Consider the following 14570-nt stretch of genomic DNA (forward strand, 5'->3'; position numbering starts at 1 on the left):
CGCATGACCCTCGTCGTCCGCGCCCCGGACACCTACGCCGAGGAGCGGCGCTACGTCCTCGGCGTGGTCCTCGGCGACTGGCTGGGCCTCGACTGGCGGCTCGAGCGGCACGCCGGGCCGGGCCTGCGGCTCGGCCTCGCCGACGACCCCGACGGCCCGGCCGTGACGATGCCCGATGTCCTGTTCTCCACCCCGACCGAGGCCTGGCTGACCGGGGCCGCGCTCCCGGCGCGGCCGCTCCCGCGGCGGCCGGTGGGCCCGGCCGGGGCCGGCGTGCTGGACGCCGAGGAGCGGCTGCCCGTCCTCTACGGCGGGCCCGGGTCGGGCGACCTCGCGCGACCGCGCGACGACGGCCTGCACCTCGACGTCGACGTGTTCGGCGGCGCCTTCGCGATGATCACCCGGTACGAGGAGGTGGTCCGGGCGGACGCGCGCGACGCCTACGACCGCTTCCCCCTGGCCTCGGCGCTCGCGCACGCCGAGGGGTTCCTCGAGACGCCGATCGTCGACGCCTACGTCGCGCTGCTCGCCGCGGCGCTCGGCCGGCTGTGGCCGCGGCTGCGGCTGCGCCCCCACCGGTACCGGGTGTGGCTGACCCACGATGTGGACGACCCGCTCTCGACGATCGGGCGCGGGCCCCGCCTGCTCGCCCGCCAGCTCGCGGGCGACCTGGTGCGGCGCCGCGACGCGGGGCTCGCCCTGCGCAGGCTGCGGGCGGTCGTCGACGCCCGCCGCGGGCGCCACGACACCGACCCGAACAACACCTTCGACTTCCTCATGGACGTGAGCGAGCGGCACGCGCTGCGCAGCTCCTTCTACTTCCTCGCCCGCGGCGACGCCGACCCCGCCGCCCCGCGGTTCCAGCTGTTCGACCACCCCTGGGTCCGCGAGCTCATGGGGCGGGTCCACCGGCGCGGGCACGAGATCGGGTTGCACGGCGGCTTCGGCACCTACCGCGACCCGGCGGCGCTGGCGGAGGAGTTCGACCGGCTGCGCGCGGTGGCCGAGGGCCAGGGCGTCCTCCAGGACGAGTGGGGCGGGCGGCAGCACTACCTGCAGTGGCGGTGCCCGGCCACGTGGCGGCACTGGAGCGCGGCGGGCCTGCGGTACGACTGCTCGGTCGCCTTCAGCGAGGCCGTCGGGTTCCGGACCGGCACGAGCCGCGCGTTCCGGGTGTACGACCTGACCGCCCGCAGGCCCCTGAACCTCGTCGAGAAGCCGTTCCAGGTCATGGACGTCTCGCTCTTCGGCCACATGGGCCTGGGCCCCGACGACGCCACCCGGGCGGCGCTGCGCATCGCCCGGGAGTGCAGGCGGTTCGGCGGCACCCTCGGCATCCTCTGGCACAACGACGAGGTGCTGCGCACCGCCCGGGAGAAGCGGTGGTACGAGTCGTTGATCGCGGCCGTCACGACCCCGTAGCCGCCCGGGCCGCGCCGTCGCCCCACCACGGCCGGAAACCGACGTTGGCGAGGTAGTCCAGGCAGCTCAGCCCGGGCTCGAAGGCGCCGAACTGCTGCGGGTACTCGAACGGCTCGAACCGGTGGAACCGCAGCTCCACCCCCTCCGCCGGGAACATCTCCGGCTCGAGGTAATCGCGCCCGGTGGGGCCCGAGAGGTAGACGTCGCCGCCGACCGCCTTCGTCAGGTTCAGCATCAGCCGCGACGAGCTGCCCGCCGCGTCGAGGTCCGACGCCACGACCAACCGCGTGGTGATGTCGAGCCGCTCGACGACGCCGCGGATCAGCGCCGTGGTGAAGTCGCTGAGCCTGCTCAGCTTCTCGTCGGCGTAGAGGGGCTCCACCAGCTCCAGCACCTCGTCGCGGTGCGGGGCCTTGGCGAGCAGGGTCTGCAGCGTGCGCGGGTGCGCGCTGCGCCAGTCGCGGCTCTCGTCGATCTCGACATCCCGGGTGAGCTGGTGGTAGCGGCCCTTCGTGATGACGGGCACCGTCAGCCACTGCGGCCCGGCCGGCCCCTTGACCCGGGTCCGGTTCTGGTAGCCGCGCTTGATGAACTGGACCGAGTCGAGCAGGACCATGACGTCGGAGTGCACCATCTTGTCGAAGAACCCCAGCCACGGCGCGAAGTTCGGCTGGTGCACCGAGACGATCACAAGCGGATCCTGATCATCTCGAAGGCCTCCGCGAACTCGGTCTTGACCTGCACCCCCCGCACCCGCGCCATCGACTCGATGAAGTCGTAGCGGAAGTACGGCCGCTCCAGCTCGAGCTGGCTCTCGTACTTGGTCAGCGCGGCCCACTTGCGGCGGATGTGCTGCTCGGTCAGCACCACGAACGCCTGGGTCGGGAACGTGATGTGGTTCCACGGCAGCTCGTAGCCCATGACCGTGAGGTGCCGGAACACCCGCACGCACTCGTCGTGCACGACGGCGTGGTCCTGGTGCAGGTCGGCGCCCGACGGCGCGAGGACGACCTCGGGCTCGAGCTCCCGGTGCAGCCGCACCATCTGCTCGAGCACCTCCTGGCGGTGGTAGCCGAGCTCGCGGACCGGGTAGTCGAAGACGAACCGGTTGTCCCGCGGCACGCCGATCTCGTCGAGCGAGCGATCGCACTCGTCCTTCAGGCGGCCGGCCGGGGAGCCCGGCGGGAGGGACTTCTCGGCGGTCGAGAACGCCGCCGTGAACACCTCCGCGCCCTCGTCGATCCAGCGGGCCATCGTGCCCCCGCAGCCCAGCTCCGCGTCGTCGGTGTGCGGGGACAGGACGAGCACCCTCTTCGGTGCGATCACGGCGTGATTCCCCCCTTCGTCCTCATCAGCCGACCGTGAACTCCGCGACCATGCCCAGCGCAGCGTGCGGCGCGCCCGTGCCGTCCGCCGTCGGGGACGTCCCCTGCAGCACGGGGCACGCGACCCCGTACCGGCCGGGGATGAGCGTCATGAACTCGGTGTCGGCGGCGCCCGGGCTGACGCTGATCTCCCCGACCGAGGTGAGCACGACCTCCCGCTGGTCGTCCGGCAGCAGGGCGAGCTCGCCGAAGGGCTGCGGGACGCCCTCGTTGATCCGGTACACGTCCAGCTCGTGCGTCTCCGCGCCCTGGTTGGACACGGTGAACGCGACGGTCCCCGCCGGGAGCCGCGCCGGGATGCCGTCGAACCGGTACTCGACCGCGGTGACCCGGACCTGTTCGAAGCCGCAGTCGGTGATCATGTACGCCCGCAGCCTGCTCACCGCCGTGTCGTACTCGGGCGTGCCGAGCGGTGCCTCGTCGTTCGTGGCCACGGCGTAGCGCGCCTGCCGGGCGATCGTGGCGATGTCCTGCTGCAGGGCGGGCGGTACCGACTGCTCCACGGCCGTGAGCGGCGGCTCCAGCCGCGCCTGGTACTCCTCGAACGCGGCCGCCACGTCCTCCGGCGACGGCGGTGGCGGCCCGTCGGGGACGTCGGGTCCGTCGTTCACCACCCCCGCCAGGTCGACCGCCCCGGTGCAGAAGTCGACCTTGTCGGCCGGCAACCCCCGCTCGGTGGGCGCGGGCGGCGCCGGGCTCGGCTCGGCACCGCCGCACGCCGATGCGGCCAGGGCCAGAAGCAGCGCCACCGCGGTGGCGGCGCCCCGGTGGGGCGCGGGGGACGTCTCGGTTGTCGCGACCATCGCGACCCCCTGAATCGATCGACGGTGAATCGGCCAGTATCGGCCTCCGCCCGCCGGCCTGCACCGGGCGCGGTTCATCGGTGACCGCGGCCGAGGGTCACCACCGCGACCCCCGGCCAGCGCGCGGGGTCGAGGACCGCGCGCCCGTCGAGGACCACCTTCACGCCGGGCAGGTCGCCGGGCGAGAGCTGCTGGTACGCGGCGTGGTCGGCCTGCACCACCGCGGCGTCGACGGCCGTGCCGCGGCGGTACGGCTCGAACCCGAGCCCGGTGATCTCCTCCGCGGTGAGCAGGGGGTCCTCGACCAGCGGCCGGGCGCCGCGCCTGCGCAGCGCCTCGACCGTGGCGAAGACACCCGAGAACGCCGTCTCCTTCACCCCGCCCCGGTAGCAGGCGCCGAGCACCACGACGGCCGCGCCGGCCAGGTCGCCGTACCGCTCGGCCAGGAGGTCCACGCACCGCTCCGGCATGGCCGCGTTCGCCTCGCGGGCCGCGCGCACGACCGTCGCCGACGGGTCCCCGCCCAGGTAGAACCACGGGTACACCGGGATGCAGTGGCCGCCGACCGCGATGCCGGGGCGGTGCAGGTGGCTGAACGGCTGGGAGTTGCACGCCTCGGCGATCCGGTGGAAGTCGACGCCGATGCGCTGCGCGTACAGCGCGAACTGGTTGGCCAGCGCGATGTTCACGTCGCGGTAGGTGGTCTCGGCGAGCTTGGCGAGCTCGGCGGCCTCGGCCGACCCGAGGTCCCACACCCCGTTCGGACGCGGGAGGTCGTCGCGGTCGTCGAAGTCGAGGGCGCTCGCGTAGAACACGGCGGCCCGGCGGCCGCTCTCCTCGTCGATCCCGCCGACGAGCTTGGGGTAGCGGGCGAGGTCGCAGAACACGCGGCCGGACGAGACGCGCTCCGGGCTGAACGCCAGGGAGAAGTCCGCGCCCGGGCGCAGGCCGCTCGCCGCGCCGAGGCCGGGGGCGATGCGGTTGCGCGTGGTCCCGACCGGGAGCGTGGTCTCGTACGTCACGAGCGTGCCCGGCCGCAGGCCGCGGCCGACCTCCCGGGTCGCCGCGTCGATCGCGGAGAACGCAGGGTGCCGGTCGGCGTCGACGTACAGCGGGACGACGACCACCACGACGTCGCTGCCCGCGACCGCGGCGGCGGTGTCGGTGGTCGCGGTGAGGAAGCCGTCCGCGACGACCTTCGCCAGACGTTCGTCGAGGTCGGCCTCGTTGGGGAAGGGCGGGCGCGCCTCCTCCACGGCCCGGACCACCGCCTCGTCGACGTCCGCGCCGACCGTGTGGTGGCCCCGGCCGGCGATCTGGACGGCGAGCGGGAGCCCGATCTTGCCGAGGCCGACGACCGTGACCTTCACAGAACGACCTCGACGGTGCGGCCTTCCCGGGCCGACTCGCGCATCAGCTCGGCCACCCGCACGGTGACGAGCCCCTCCTCCAGGGACACGACCTCCGCGTCCTCGCCGCGGACGGCGGCCACGAAGTTCGACAGCTCGGTGTGGAGCGGTTCCGGCTTGGGGATGGCGTAGCGGATCATGTCGCCCTCGGTGACGCCGCGGAACGACGCCACCCGGTCCCACTGCACCGGCTCGGACCCGTTCCGGAAGAACGTCAGGTCGGCCGTGACCGTGTCCGCCATGAAGCACCCGCGCTCGCCGGTCACGGTGGTCACGCGTTCCTTGAGCGGCGAGAGCCAGTTGACCAGGTGCGTCACCACCACGCCGTTGTCCAGCTCGGCGACGGTGCTCACCAGGTCCTCGTGCTCGCGCCCGCTGCGGTGGGCGGTGCGCGCCGCGATCGACCGGTACGACGACCGCGTCACCCAGGCGGTGAGGTCGATGTCGTGGCTCGCCAGGTCCATGATCACCCCGGAGTCGGCGATCCGCGCCGGGAACGGGCCCTGGCGGCGGGTGAAGACCTGGTAGACCTCGCCCAGCTCGCCGCGGTCGAGGCGGAGGCGCATCTGCTGCAGCGCCGGGTTGAACCGCTCGATGTGCCCGACGCAGCCGAGCACGCCCGCCCGCTGGAACGCCTCGACGATGGTCTGCGCCGACTTCGAGCTGTGCGCCACCGGCTTCTCGATCAGCGTGGCGACGCCCGCCTCGGCCAGCTCGAGCGCGACCTCCTCGTGCGTCCCGGTCGGGGACGACACCACGCACAGGTCGATCCGGCGCCGGATGAGCTCGCAGACCGACTCCAGCAGTTCGACGCCGACCGCGGTCGCGCGCTGCCGTGCCTGCGGGCCCGTGTCGACCGCCGCGACGAACTCGACGTCGGGCATGGAGCTGAGCACCCGGACGTGGTGGCGGCCCATGTGACCGAGGCCCACAACTCCGGCGCGCAACGTGGCGTTCACGGCGTCACCGCCCTTTCCACCGCGTCGACGACGCGGTCGAGCTGCGCCCCCGACAGGTTGGGGTGGACCGGCAGGGACAACACCTGCCGGGCCGCTGCTGCCGTGTGGGGGAGGTCGAGGTCGAGGTCGTAGGCGGGGAGCCGGTGGATCGGGGTCGGGTAGTAGACGCCGGCGGGCACCCCGAACTCGGCCAGCCGGGCCACGACCTCGTCGCGGTGCGGCGCGCGGACCGTGTACTGGTGCCACACCGGCTCCGCCCCCGGTGCGACGGAGGGCAGCCCGAGGCCCGCGGCCGCCGCCACGCCGCGCAGGGCACCTGTGAGGGCGGCGGCGTTGCGCCTGCGGACCTCCGTCCAGCCCGGGAGGCGGCGCAGCTGCACCCGTCCGATCGCGGCCTGCAGGTCGGTCATGCGCGCGTTGTAGCCGACCACCTCGTTGGCGTAGCGCTTCTCCATGCCCTGGTTGCGCAGCAACCGCACCCGCCGCGCCGTGGCCTCGTCCGCGCAGACCACCATGCCGCCCTCGCCGGTGGTCATGTTCTTGGTCGGGTAGAAGCTGAACGCCGCGACCTCCCCGAACGTGCCGACCGGGCGGCCCGACAACCGAGCCAGGTGCGCCTGCGCCGCGTCCTCAACGATCGCGAGCCCGTGCGCGTCGGCGATCTCGGACAGCGCCGCCATCGCGGCCGGGTGCCCGTAGAGGTGCACCGGGATGATCGCCGATGTGCGTCGGGTGATCGCCGCCCGCACCGCATCCGGGTCGAGCGTGAAATGGCGAGGCTCGATGTCGACGAACACCGGCCGCGCCCCCGCCAGGACGACCGCGTTCGCAGTGGCCGCGAAGCTGAACGACGGCACCACGACCTCGTCGCCCGGCCCGATCCCCACCGCGAGCAGCCCCAACAGCAGCGCGCTCGTGCCCGAGCTCACCGCCACGCACGGCCGCCCGACCACGTGCTCGGCGAACTCCGCCTCGAACGCGGCCACCTCCGGGCCCTGCGCCAGCATCCCCGACGTGAGGACCCGCTCGATCGCCGCCCGCTCGGCGGGCCCGAGCTGCAGGCCGCTCGCCGAGATCGGCTCGATCCCGATCGTCTCAGGTGGGGAGGTCATTCAAGACACCGTCCGTCTCCTGGTAGAGCTCTCCGGTACGGGGGCAGCGCCACCGGCCGCCGTCCTCCCGCTGCAACGGCACGCCGGCGCGCCCGACCCAGCCGATCCGGCGGGCGGGCACCCCGACCACCAGCGCGTGGTCGGCGACGTCCGACACGACGACGGCGCCCGCGCCGACCATCGCCCACCGCCCGACGACGACCGGCGCGACGCAGACCGAGCGGGCCCCCAGCGACGCCCCCTCGCGGACCGTCACACCGACGGGCGTCCAGTCGGCACCGGTCTTGAGCCGGCCCTCGCCGTCCACCGAGCGCGGGTGGGTGTCGTTGGTCAGCACCGCCGCGGGCCCGACGAACACGCCGTCCTCGAGCGTCGCCGGCGCGTACACCAGCGCGTAGTTCTGGATCTTGACGTTGTCGCCGATCGTGACCCCGGGGCCGATGCAGGCCCCGCGCCCGACCACGCACGAGCGGCCGAGGACCGCCCCCTCCTGGACCTGGGCGAGGTGCCAGATCCGGGTGCCTTCGCCGATCCGCGCGGAGCCGGCGACGTCGGCCGTGGCGGCCACGTGGCGGGTGTCCAGCTCCGCGGTCACGTCAGCAGCCCCTTCGCGGTGCGCGCGAGGATCCGGAAGTCGTCGCGCAACGACCAGTTCTCGACGTAGCCGAGCTCGATCGCGAGCTTCTCCGGCAGCAGCTCGTTCAGGTAGAAGGCCTCGATGTCGTCGGGGTCGACCCGCTCGATGTAGGCCTCCTCGTCGCCGAACCTGAGGAACGCGAGGCTGACCAGCCCCGGCCGCACCGAGAGCACCTTGCGCTGCTCGGCCGTGTAGAAGGCGGCGTAGCGCGGGTCCTCCGGGCGCGGCCCGACGAGGCTCATCTCGCCCTTGAGCACGTTGACCAGCTGCGGCAGCTCGTTCAGCTTCGTCGAGCGCAGCCAGCGGCCGAACGGCGTGATGCGCGGGTCGCCCGCCCGCGTGAGGCGCGGGCCGCCGTCGCCGGGGGCCATCGTCGTGAACTTGAACATCGTGAATATCTCGCCGCCGAGCCCGACCCGCTTGGCCCGGTAGATGACCTCGCCGCTGGTCGCCAGCAGCACCGCGGGGACGACGACGAAGAACGGCAGGAAGACCACCAGCGCGACCAGCGACAGCGCGACGTCCACGAACCGCTTGGCCCGGCTCTCGAGCGCCGCAGGCGGGCGGCTCACCGGTGCGCGGCCGCCGTTCGGGGCCGAGCCAGCCTGCGTCGGGATCAGCAGCGTGGGCGGCACCGGCCGCAGCAGCTCGGCGAGCGGCGCGACGACGCGCACCTCGAGCCCGGCCGCGGCGGCGGCCCGCGACAGCTCGCCGATCGCGGCACCGTCGGTGCTCCGGCCCGTGATCGCGAGGAGGTCGGCGCCGGTGCGGGCGGCCACGTCGGCGAGGTCCGCGCTCGTGCCGTGCACGCCGACACCGGAGACCCGCAGCCCGCGTCGCTGCGGGTCGTCGTCGAGGAACGCGACCGGCAGGTAACGGGCGTCGGGGTCGGTGAGCATCGACCACGACAGCTGCTGGCCCTCGACCCCTGCGCCGTAGATGATCACCCGCTGCGCGGCGCTGTGGTCGGGCCGCGCCTTGCGGGCGCGGTGCTGCCCGACCGCGACACGGGAGCCGACCGCGATCAACAGCATGATCGGCGTGCCGATGATCGCCACCGAGCGCGGGATCCACTCCGCCACCGACACGACGTTGGCCACGAACACGACGAAGCCGGTGAGCGCGATCGACGCCGCCGTGTCGACGATGTTGTCGACGCTGCCGATGCAGTGGCGGCCGCGGTAGACCTGCAGCGCCACCCCGATGAGGATCTGCGTGACCACCGCGACGGCGATCAGCAGCGCGATCCCCGACGCGTCGTCGGCGTCGAGGTCGAACTCGTAGCGCAGCCCCAGCGCCAGGGTCAGCGCGATCGCCCACCCGACGGCGTCCCAGCCGACGAGCAGCACCCGGCGCACGCGCCAGGCGGGCGAGCGGCGCCTGCGGCCGGTTCCTGCGGGATGACCCCCGGCTTCCGTCCGATCCCGGGCAGGGCGTGCCGCGACTCCCCTCGTCCCCCGATGCGGTTGAGCCGACTCCCCCATGAGCCCTCACAAAGTCGCCCTCGGTCCCCCAACTCGTTAGCGATTCCACTCGAGGGTGTGTTACAGAGCTCACATCATGCAGTGAGGAACTACGGCGCGCATCGGTTGACGATCGATCTTCTTCAGCGTTCTCACAGGATCGAACGCGAGTTCGTGTATTCGCGACGAATGGAGTAGAGCGGACGTAGCGCTCATCCCCCGTCCGCCGGAAAATCACTGGTCCCGATCGCCGTCCACGGACCGCCACCCGCGCCCCGCGCGCATCCGTCGGCCGCCACGCACCACCGCGACGAGCGGTAGCTTCGACGGGGTGACGGCGACCGCTCCGCACCCGGACCGCGTGATCCTGCCGCCCGCCCTGCGCACGCCCGCCGCAGCCGTCTCGGTGGGGGCGCTGCTGGTCTTCGGCGTCCTCGCCGGGAGGTACGCCGACGACTCGACCGCGGGCCGGCTGGACCGCAAGGCCCGGGCGATCGTCGGCTCCACCGACGGCGGGCCGTCGATCGCCGACGTCGTGATCTCGTTGGGCAACGCGGAGTCGGTCGTCGCGTTCGCGGTGGCGCTCTGCGCCGTCGCGCTCGCGCTCGGCCGGCGCAGGCTGGCCCTGCTGGCGATCGCGGGTCCGGGGCTCACCGGCGTCGCGACCTCGACGCTCAAGCCGATCATCGGCCGGACGATCGAGGGTCAGTTCGCCTACCCGAGCGGCCACACCGGGGGAGCCACCTCCCTCGGGCTGGTCGCCGCGCTGCTGCTGGTCGCCGTGCTGCGCCCGCCCGCGGGCGCGAGCGCCGCCGTCATCGCGGCGGGGGCGGTGCTGTGCGGCGGCACGATGGCGCTCGCGCTCGTCGCCGACGGGGACCACTACGCCACCGACACGGTCGGCGGGTTCTGCGTGGCGGTCGCGGTCGTGTTCAGCTGCGTGGGCGTGATCGAGCGGTGGCGGACGGACGACGCACCGGCCCGCGCGGCACCGTGAGCCGCCCGCCCGACGACGATCGACGGAACCCGTTCCCGCGTTCCGTCCACAGAGGACCCGTCTCCGCCTCTGCCGGCGAACGGCGCAGAACGGCGTGCGCCGCACGCAGCTCAGGCTGACCTCGGTCAGGGTAACCCGATCGCAGCAACCTTGTGGCCCGATGGGGTTTGGAGGTTGTCACCCAAATGCCGAGCTGAGAAAACCCTGTAACACCCCCGTTTACTCTCCTGGTAGCCAGAGAAGGCGGCGGGTACCACTTCGCAAGATCTCGCCGGCGCGATTCGCGACGATCAGGGGCACGGCGTCCGAACCGTCCGGGGATCCGCAGTTGCGGGGCCGCTGCGTTGGCGGTGCCGCATCTGCACCGCCGTATTTGGGGGAAGCATCGCAAGGTCTGGGGGACCGGTGGCGAAGCAGGACAAAGTACGGATAGCCGTCGTCGGTTACGGCTACTGGGGGAGCAAGCACGTCCGCGTGCTCAGCACGATGCCCGACGTGGACGTCGTGGTCGTCGACGCGCACGGCGGACGGCTCGAGGAGGCGGTCGCCCACTACCCGTCGATCGCGGGGACGGCCACGTCCCTCGCCGACGCACTCGACACCGTCGACGCCGTGCTGGTGGCCACGCCGCCCGCGGGGCACGCCGAGATCGCGCTGCAGGCGATCAACGCGGGCAGGCACGTGCTGGTCGAGAAGCCGATGGCCACCTCGGTGGCCGACGCCGAGGCCATGGTGCTCGCCGCCTCGGTGCACGGCGTGCAGCTGATGGTCGGGCACACGTTCGAGTACAACGCCGCGGTGCGCCGGCTGCGCGACATCATCCGCTCCGGCACGCTCGGCCGCGTCCTCTACATCGACTCGGCCCGCCTCAGCCTCGGCCGCTACCAGAGCGACGTGAACGTCATCTGGGACCTGGCGCCGCACGACATCTCGATCGCCTCGTTCCTGCTCGACGAGCTGCCCGTCGCGGCGTCGGTCTGGGGCGACCGCAACGTCACCCCGTGGCGGGAGGACGTGGCGTACCTGCGCCTGGACTTCCCGGAGACGCGGGCGTTCGTGCACGTCAGCTGGCTCAACCCGAACAAGGTCCGCCGCACCACCGTCGTCGGCGAGCGCAAGATGGCCGTCTACGACGACATGTCGGACAACGAGCGGATCCGCATCTACGACATCGGGGTCGACCCGGCGAGCATCGACGACCCGCACAGCGCCCACGAGCGGCCCGTGAGCTACCGCACCGGCGACATCGTCTCGCCGTTCGTGCCGTTCCACGAGCCGCTGATGGCCCAGGACCGGGCCTTCGTCGACTCGATCCGCACCGGCGTCCCGTCCGACACCCCGGGCGAGCGCGGCCTCGACATCGTCCGTGTGCTCGCCGCCACCGACGCCGCCCTGGTCACCGGGCGCACGGCCCCGGTGCTCAAGCCCACCCAGGTCACGCCCGGCGTGCGAGCGGTCTCGTGACGCAGACGGTTCCCTTCCTGGACCTGGCCGCCGTGCACCTCGACCTCCGCGACGACCTCGACGTCGCGTGGAAGGAGGTGCTCGCCCACGGGCGGTTCATCGGCGGGCCGGAGGTCGCGTCGTTCGAAGCGGAGTTCGCCGCCCACTGCGAGGTGGCGCACTGCGTGGGCGTGGGCAACGGCACCGACGCGCTCGAGCTCATCCTCGCCGGGCTGGGGATCGGGCCGGGCGACGAGGTGATCGTGCCGGCGAACACGTTCGTCGCCACCGTGGAGGCGGTGTGCGCCGCGGGCGCCCGGCCGAGGTTCGTCGACGTCCGCCCGGACACGCTGCTGGTCGACCCGGCGGCCGTGGAGGCCGCCATCACCCCGCGCACGGCGGCCGTCGTCGCGGTGCACCTGTACGGGCAGATGGCCGACGTCGACGCGCTCTCCCGGCTCGCGTCCCGGCACGGGATCGCGCTCGTCGAGGACGCCGCGCAGGCCCACGGGGCCCGCTACCTCGGCAGGCGGCCCGGCGGCTGGGGCGCGGCGGCCGGCTTCAGCTTCTACCCGGGCAAGAACCTCGGCGCGCTCGGCGACGGCGGCGCCGTGGTCTCCGACGACCCGGCGCTGGTCGGCCGGATCCGCAGGCTCGCCGACCACGGCCGCTCCCCCGACGACCGGTACGTCCACGAGGTCTCCGGCCGCAACAGCCGGCTCGACACGATCCAGGCCGCGGCGCTGCGGGTCAAGCTCGCCCACCTGGACCGGATGAACGCGGCCCGGGTCGCGCTGGTCGAGCGGTACCGGCAGAACCTCCCGTCGTGGTGCGTGCCGGTCGCCAGGGACCCCGCGGCCGAGCCGGTCTACCACCTGGCCGTGGTCCAGGTCCCCGACCGGCCGACCGTCACCTCGGCGCTCGACGCCAACGGCATCGGGTGGGGGCTGCACTACCCGGTGCCCTGCCACCGCCAGCCCCCGTTCGCGCGGTACGCCGACGGGCCGCTGCCGGTGGTGGAGGAGGCGGCCGAGCGGATCCTGTCGCTCCCGCTGTCGCCCGGGATGGCCCCGGAACAGGTCGACCTGGTCTGCGAGGTCCTCCACGATGTCCCGATCTGAGCGGTCCCGATCCGAGCGGCGGTCCCCGCGCGGCCGCCGCGTGCCGTCGCTGCGGTCGCCCCGCGTGCTCATGTACCACTACTTCGGCGACGCCCCCGGCGCCGACCCGGAGCACCTGTTCGTCACCGAGAAGGCCTTCGCGGCGCAGCTCGAGCACCTGCGTCGCCGCGGGTGGAAGGCGCTCACGCTCGACGAGTACCTGGCGGCGCTGGACGGGGCGCCCACGCCGCGGCGCTCGTACCTGCTCACCATCGACGACGGGCACGAGTCGGCGGTGCGGGTCGCCGCGCCGGTGCTGCAGGCGGCCGGGGTGCCGTCGGTGCTGTTCGTCTGCCCGGACCGCATGGGCGGCACGATCGACTGGAACGAGGCGTACGCCGCCGAGCGGCTCGCACCCGCCGAGGAGCTGAAGGGCCTTCCCGACCTCGGCATGGAACTGGGCGTCCACAGCGCCGACCACACCCGCATGGCGGGGATGGACGCCGCCGCGCTGCACCGGCACGTCACCGAGGCGCGCCAGCGGCTCGAGGCCACCACCGGGGTGCGGGCGCGCGCGTTCGCCTACCCGTACGGCACGCACGACCGCGCCGCCCGGGCCGCGGTGGCCGCCGAGGGCTACGACGTGGCCTTCGCGGTGGCCCGCGAGCACGGCCGCTTCGCCGTCGACCGCGTGTTCGTCCGCAGCGACGACTCGATGCTGCGCTTCGCCTTCAAGCTGTCCACCGCGTACCGGCTGATCTCCCGGGTCGGCGGGCGGGCGTGGCGGCTGCGGCACGCCGTGCGCGGGCTCGGCGCCCGGCTGCGCGGCTCGGTGTCCGGGCGCGCCGCCGCGGTCGTGCGCCGGGTCGTCGACGTGGTGGTGGCGGGCGCGGCGCTGGCGGTGCTCGCGATCCCGATGGGGATCATCGCCGCCGCCATCCGGCTCGAGGACGGCGGACCCGCCCTGTTCCGCCAGCAGCGCGTCGGGCTGCGCCGCCGCCGGTTCGAGATGCTGAAGTTCCGCACGATGGCCCCGGGCGGCGACGACAGCGCGCTGCGTGAGCTCATCGCCCGCGAGCTGCGCGGCGAGGACACCGTCGTCGACGGCAGCTCGAAGCTGCACGGCGACCCCCGCGTCACCCGCGTCGGCCGGTTCCTGCGCCGCACGAGCCTCGACGAGCTGCCGCAGTTCTACAACGTCCTTCAAGGACGCATGTCCATCGTCGGCCCTCGCCCGCATGCCGTGGCGCACAACGAGTATTACAAGGACATGGTCGAGTCCTACATGCAGCGCCACCGCGTCAAGCCTGGCATCACCGGCTGGGCGCAGGTCAATGGCTACCGCGGCGTCACCGACACACTCGAAAAAATGGCCAAGCGGGTGGAGCACGACCTCTGGTACATCAACAACTGGTCGCTGGGCCTGGACCTGAAAATCATCGCCATGACGGTCTACAAGGGTTTCGTGAATGGCCAGCCCTGATTCGGCGCCTGTGAAGACACGTAAAACGGCCGTCATTGTCCCCACCTATAACGGCGGGGCGGTATGGTGCGACGCCGCCCGGGCGTTGGCCGCGGCGGTCCAGGCCAGTGAAGGGCGCGTCGACGTGCTAGTGGTGGATTCAAGCTCCAGCGACGACACGGTGCAGACCGCCCGGGATTGCGGATTTGCCGTGCACGAGATTCCCAGCGCCACCTTCGACCATGGCGGCACGCGCAACCAGGCCGCGCGCATGCTGGGCAGCGCGGCCGATATTGCTATCTTTCTGACGCAAGATGCCATCTTGACCGAACCGGGCGCCCTCGACCCGCTGATCGAGGCGTTCGATAACGCAGACGT

The 14570-nt window shown here is 73.1% G+C and carries 14 protein-coding genes; 6 read left to right on the plus strand and 8 right to left on the minus strand.

Annotated features, from left to right (window positions below):
- The first annotated feature begins 3 nt into the window (after window positions 1-3).
- Window positions 4-1422: a polysaccharide deacetylase family protein gene (locus tag VKZ81_RS28100; protein WP_324244726.1), complete on the plus strand. Its 1419-nt coding sequence runs from the start codon at window positions 4-6 to the stop codon at window positions 1420-1422.
- On the opposite strand, the gene VKZ81_RS28105 is transcribed toward VKZ81_RS28100, so the two are convergent.
- The 8 genes from VKZ81_RS28105 to VKZ81_RS28140 all read right to left on the minus strand — a co-directional run bounded on the left by VKZ81_RS28105 (window position 1409) and on the right by VKZ81_RS28140 (window position 9085).
- On the minus strand, window positions 1409-2113 hold the full coding sequence (locus VKZ81_RS28105; protein ID WP_324244727.1) for a WbqC family protein: 705 nt from the start codon (window positions 2111-2113) through the stop codon (window positions 1409-1411). The genes VKZ81_RS28100 and VKZ81_RS28105 overlap by 14 nt on opposite strands.
- The gene (locus tag VKZ81_RS28110; RefSeq protein WP_324244728.1) at window positions 2110-2748 is read right to left on the minus strand and encodes a PIG-L deacetylase family protein; all 639 of its coding nucleotides are present in this window, start codon (window positions 2746-2748) and stop codon (window positions 2110-2112) included. Before VKZ81_RS28110 ends, VKZ81_RS28105 begins: the two co-directional genes overlap by 4 nt.
- A 25-nt stretch (window positions 2749-2773) precedes the next feature.
- A complete protein-coding gene (locus VKZ81_RS28115) occupies window positions 2774-3610 on the minus strand; it encodes a hypothetical protein (protein ID WP_324244729.1) in 837 nt (278 codons plus the stop codon).
- A gap of 74 nt (window positions 3611-3684) precedes the next feature.
- Window positions 3685-4980 carry a nucleotide sugar dehydrogenase gene (locus tag VKZ81_RS28120; RefSeq protein ID WP_324244730.1) on the minus strand — a complete coding sequence of 432 codons (1296 nt, stop codon included), beginning with the start codon at window positions 4978-4980 and terminating at the stop codon, window positions 3685-3687.
- The gene (locus VKZ81_RS28125; protein ID WP_324244731.1) at window positions 4977-5978 is read right to left on the minus strand and encodes a Gfo/Idh/MocA family oxidoreductase; all 1002 of its coding nucleotides are present in this window, start codon (window positions 5976-5978) and stop codon (window positions 4977-4979) included. Before VKZ81_RS28125 ends, VKZ81_RS28120 begins: the two co-directional genes overlap by 4 nt.
- Window positions 5975-7090 carry a DegT/DnrJ/EryC1/StrS family aminotransferase gene (locus tag VKZ81_RS28130; RefSeq protein WP_324244732.1) on the minus strand — a complete coding sequence of 372 codons (1116 nt, stop codon included), beginning with the start codon at window positions 7088-7090 and terminating at the stop codon, window positions 5975-5977. Before VKZ81_RS28130 ends, VKZ81_RS28125 begins: the two co-directional genes overlap by 4 nt.
- Window positions 7074-7685: an acyltransferase gene (locus VKZ81_RS28135; RefSeq protein WP_324244733.1), complete on the minus strand. Its 612-nt coding sequence runs from the start codon at window positions 7683-7685 to the stop codon at window positions 7074-7076. Before VKZ81_RS28135 ends, VKZ81_RS28130 begins: the two co-directional genes overlap by 17 nt.
- Complete coding sequence (locus tag VKZ81_RS28140) at window positions 7682-9085, minus strand: sugar transferase (RefSeq protein ID WP_324244734.1); 1404 nt, start codon at window positions 9083-9085, stop codon at window positions 7682-7684. Before VKZ81_RS28140 ends, VKZ81_RS28135 begins: the two co-directional genes overlap by 4 nt.
- Before the next feature lie 436 nt (window positions 9086-9521).
- Here VKZ81_RS28140 and VKZ81_RS28145 point away from each other — a divergent pair, with 436 nt between their 5' ends.
- From VKZ81_RS28145 to VKZ81_RS28165, 5 genes are all read left to right on the plus strand, one after another.
- On the plus strand, window positions 9522-10187 hold the full coding sequence (locus tag VKZ81_RS28145) for a phosphatase PAP2 family protein (protein ID WP_324244735.1): 666 nt from the start codon (window positions 9522-9524) through the stop codon (window positions 10185-10187).
- Between the two features lie 405 nt (window positions 10188-10592).
- Window positions 10593-11651, plus strand: a complete 1059-nt coding sequence (locus VKZ81_RS28150) for a Gfo/Idh/MocA family protein (RefSeq protein ID WP_324244736.1) — start codon at window positions 10593-10595, stop codon at window positions 11649-11651.
- Window positions 11648-12751: a DegT/DnrJ/EryC1/StrS family aminotransferase gene (locus VKZ81_RS28155; protein ID WP_324244737.1), complete on the plus strand. Its 1104-nt coding sequence runs from the start codon at window positions 11648-11650 to the stop codon at window positions 12749-12751. Before VKZ81_RS28150 ends, VKZ81_RS28155 begins: the two co-directional genes overlap by 4 nt.
- Window positions 12738-14213, plus strand: a complete 1476-nt coding sequence (locus tag VKZ81_RS28160; RefSeq protein WP_324244738.1) for an exopolysaccharide biosynthesis polyprenyl glycosylphosphotransferase — start codon at window positions 12738-12740, stop codon at window positions 14211-14213. The genes VKZ81_RS28155 and VKZ81_RS28160 overlap by 14 nt, the downstream gene beginning before the upstream one ends.
- A partial coding sequence (locus VKZ81_RS28165; protein ID WP_324244739.1) for a glycosyltransferase family 2 protein occupies window positions 14200-14570 on the plus strand: 371 nt, incomplete at its 3' end. The genes VKZ81_RS28160 and VKZ81_RS28165, both read left to right, overlap by 14 nt.

The organism is Pseudonocardia sp., assembly GCF_035305885.1.
In the GTDB taxonomy this organism is placed as follows: domain Bacteria; phylum Actinomycetota; class Actinomycetes; order Mycobacteriales; family Pseudonocardiaceae; genus Pseudonocardia.

Excerpts from the sequence above, each read along its gene's own strand:
- VKZ81_RS28100 (WP_324244726.1), top strand. The coding sequence starts at position 4 with ATGACCCTCGTCGTCCGCGCCCCGGACACCTACGCCGAGGAGCGGCGC.
- VKZ81_RS28130 (WP_324244732.1), bottom strand. The coding sequence starts at position 7,090 with ATGACCTCCCCACCTGAGACGATCGGGATCGAGCCGATCTCGGCGAGC.
- VKZ81_RS28115 (WP_324244729.1), bottom strand. The coding sequence starts at position 3,610 with ATGGTCGCGACAACCGAGACGTCCCCCGCGCCCCACCGGGGCGCCGCC.
- VKZ81_RS28160 (WP_324244738.1), top strand. The coding sequence starts at position 12,738 with ATGTCCCGATCTGAGCGGTCCCGATCCGAGCGGCGGTCCCCGCGCGGC.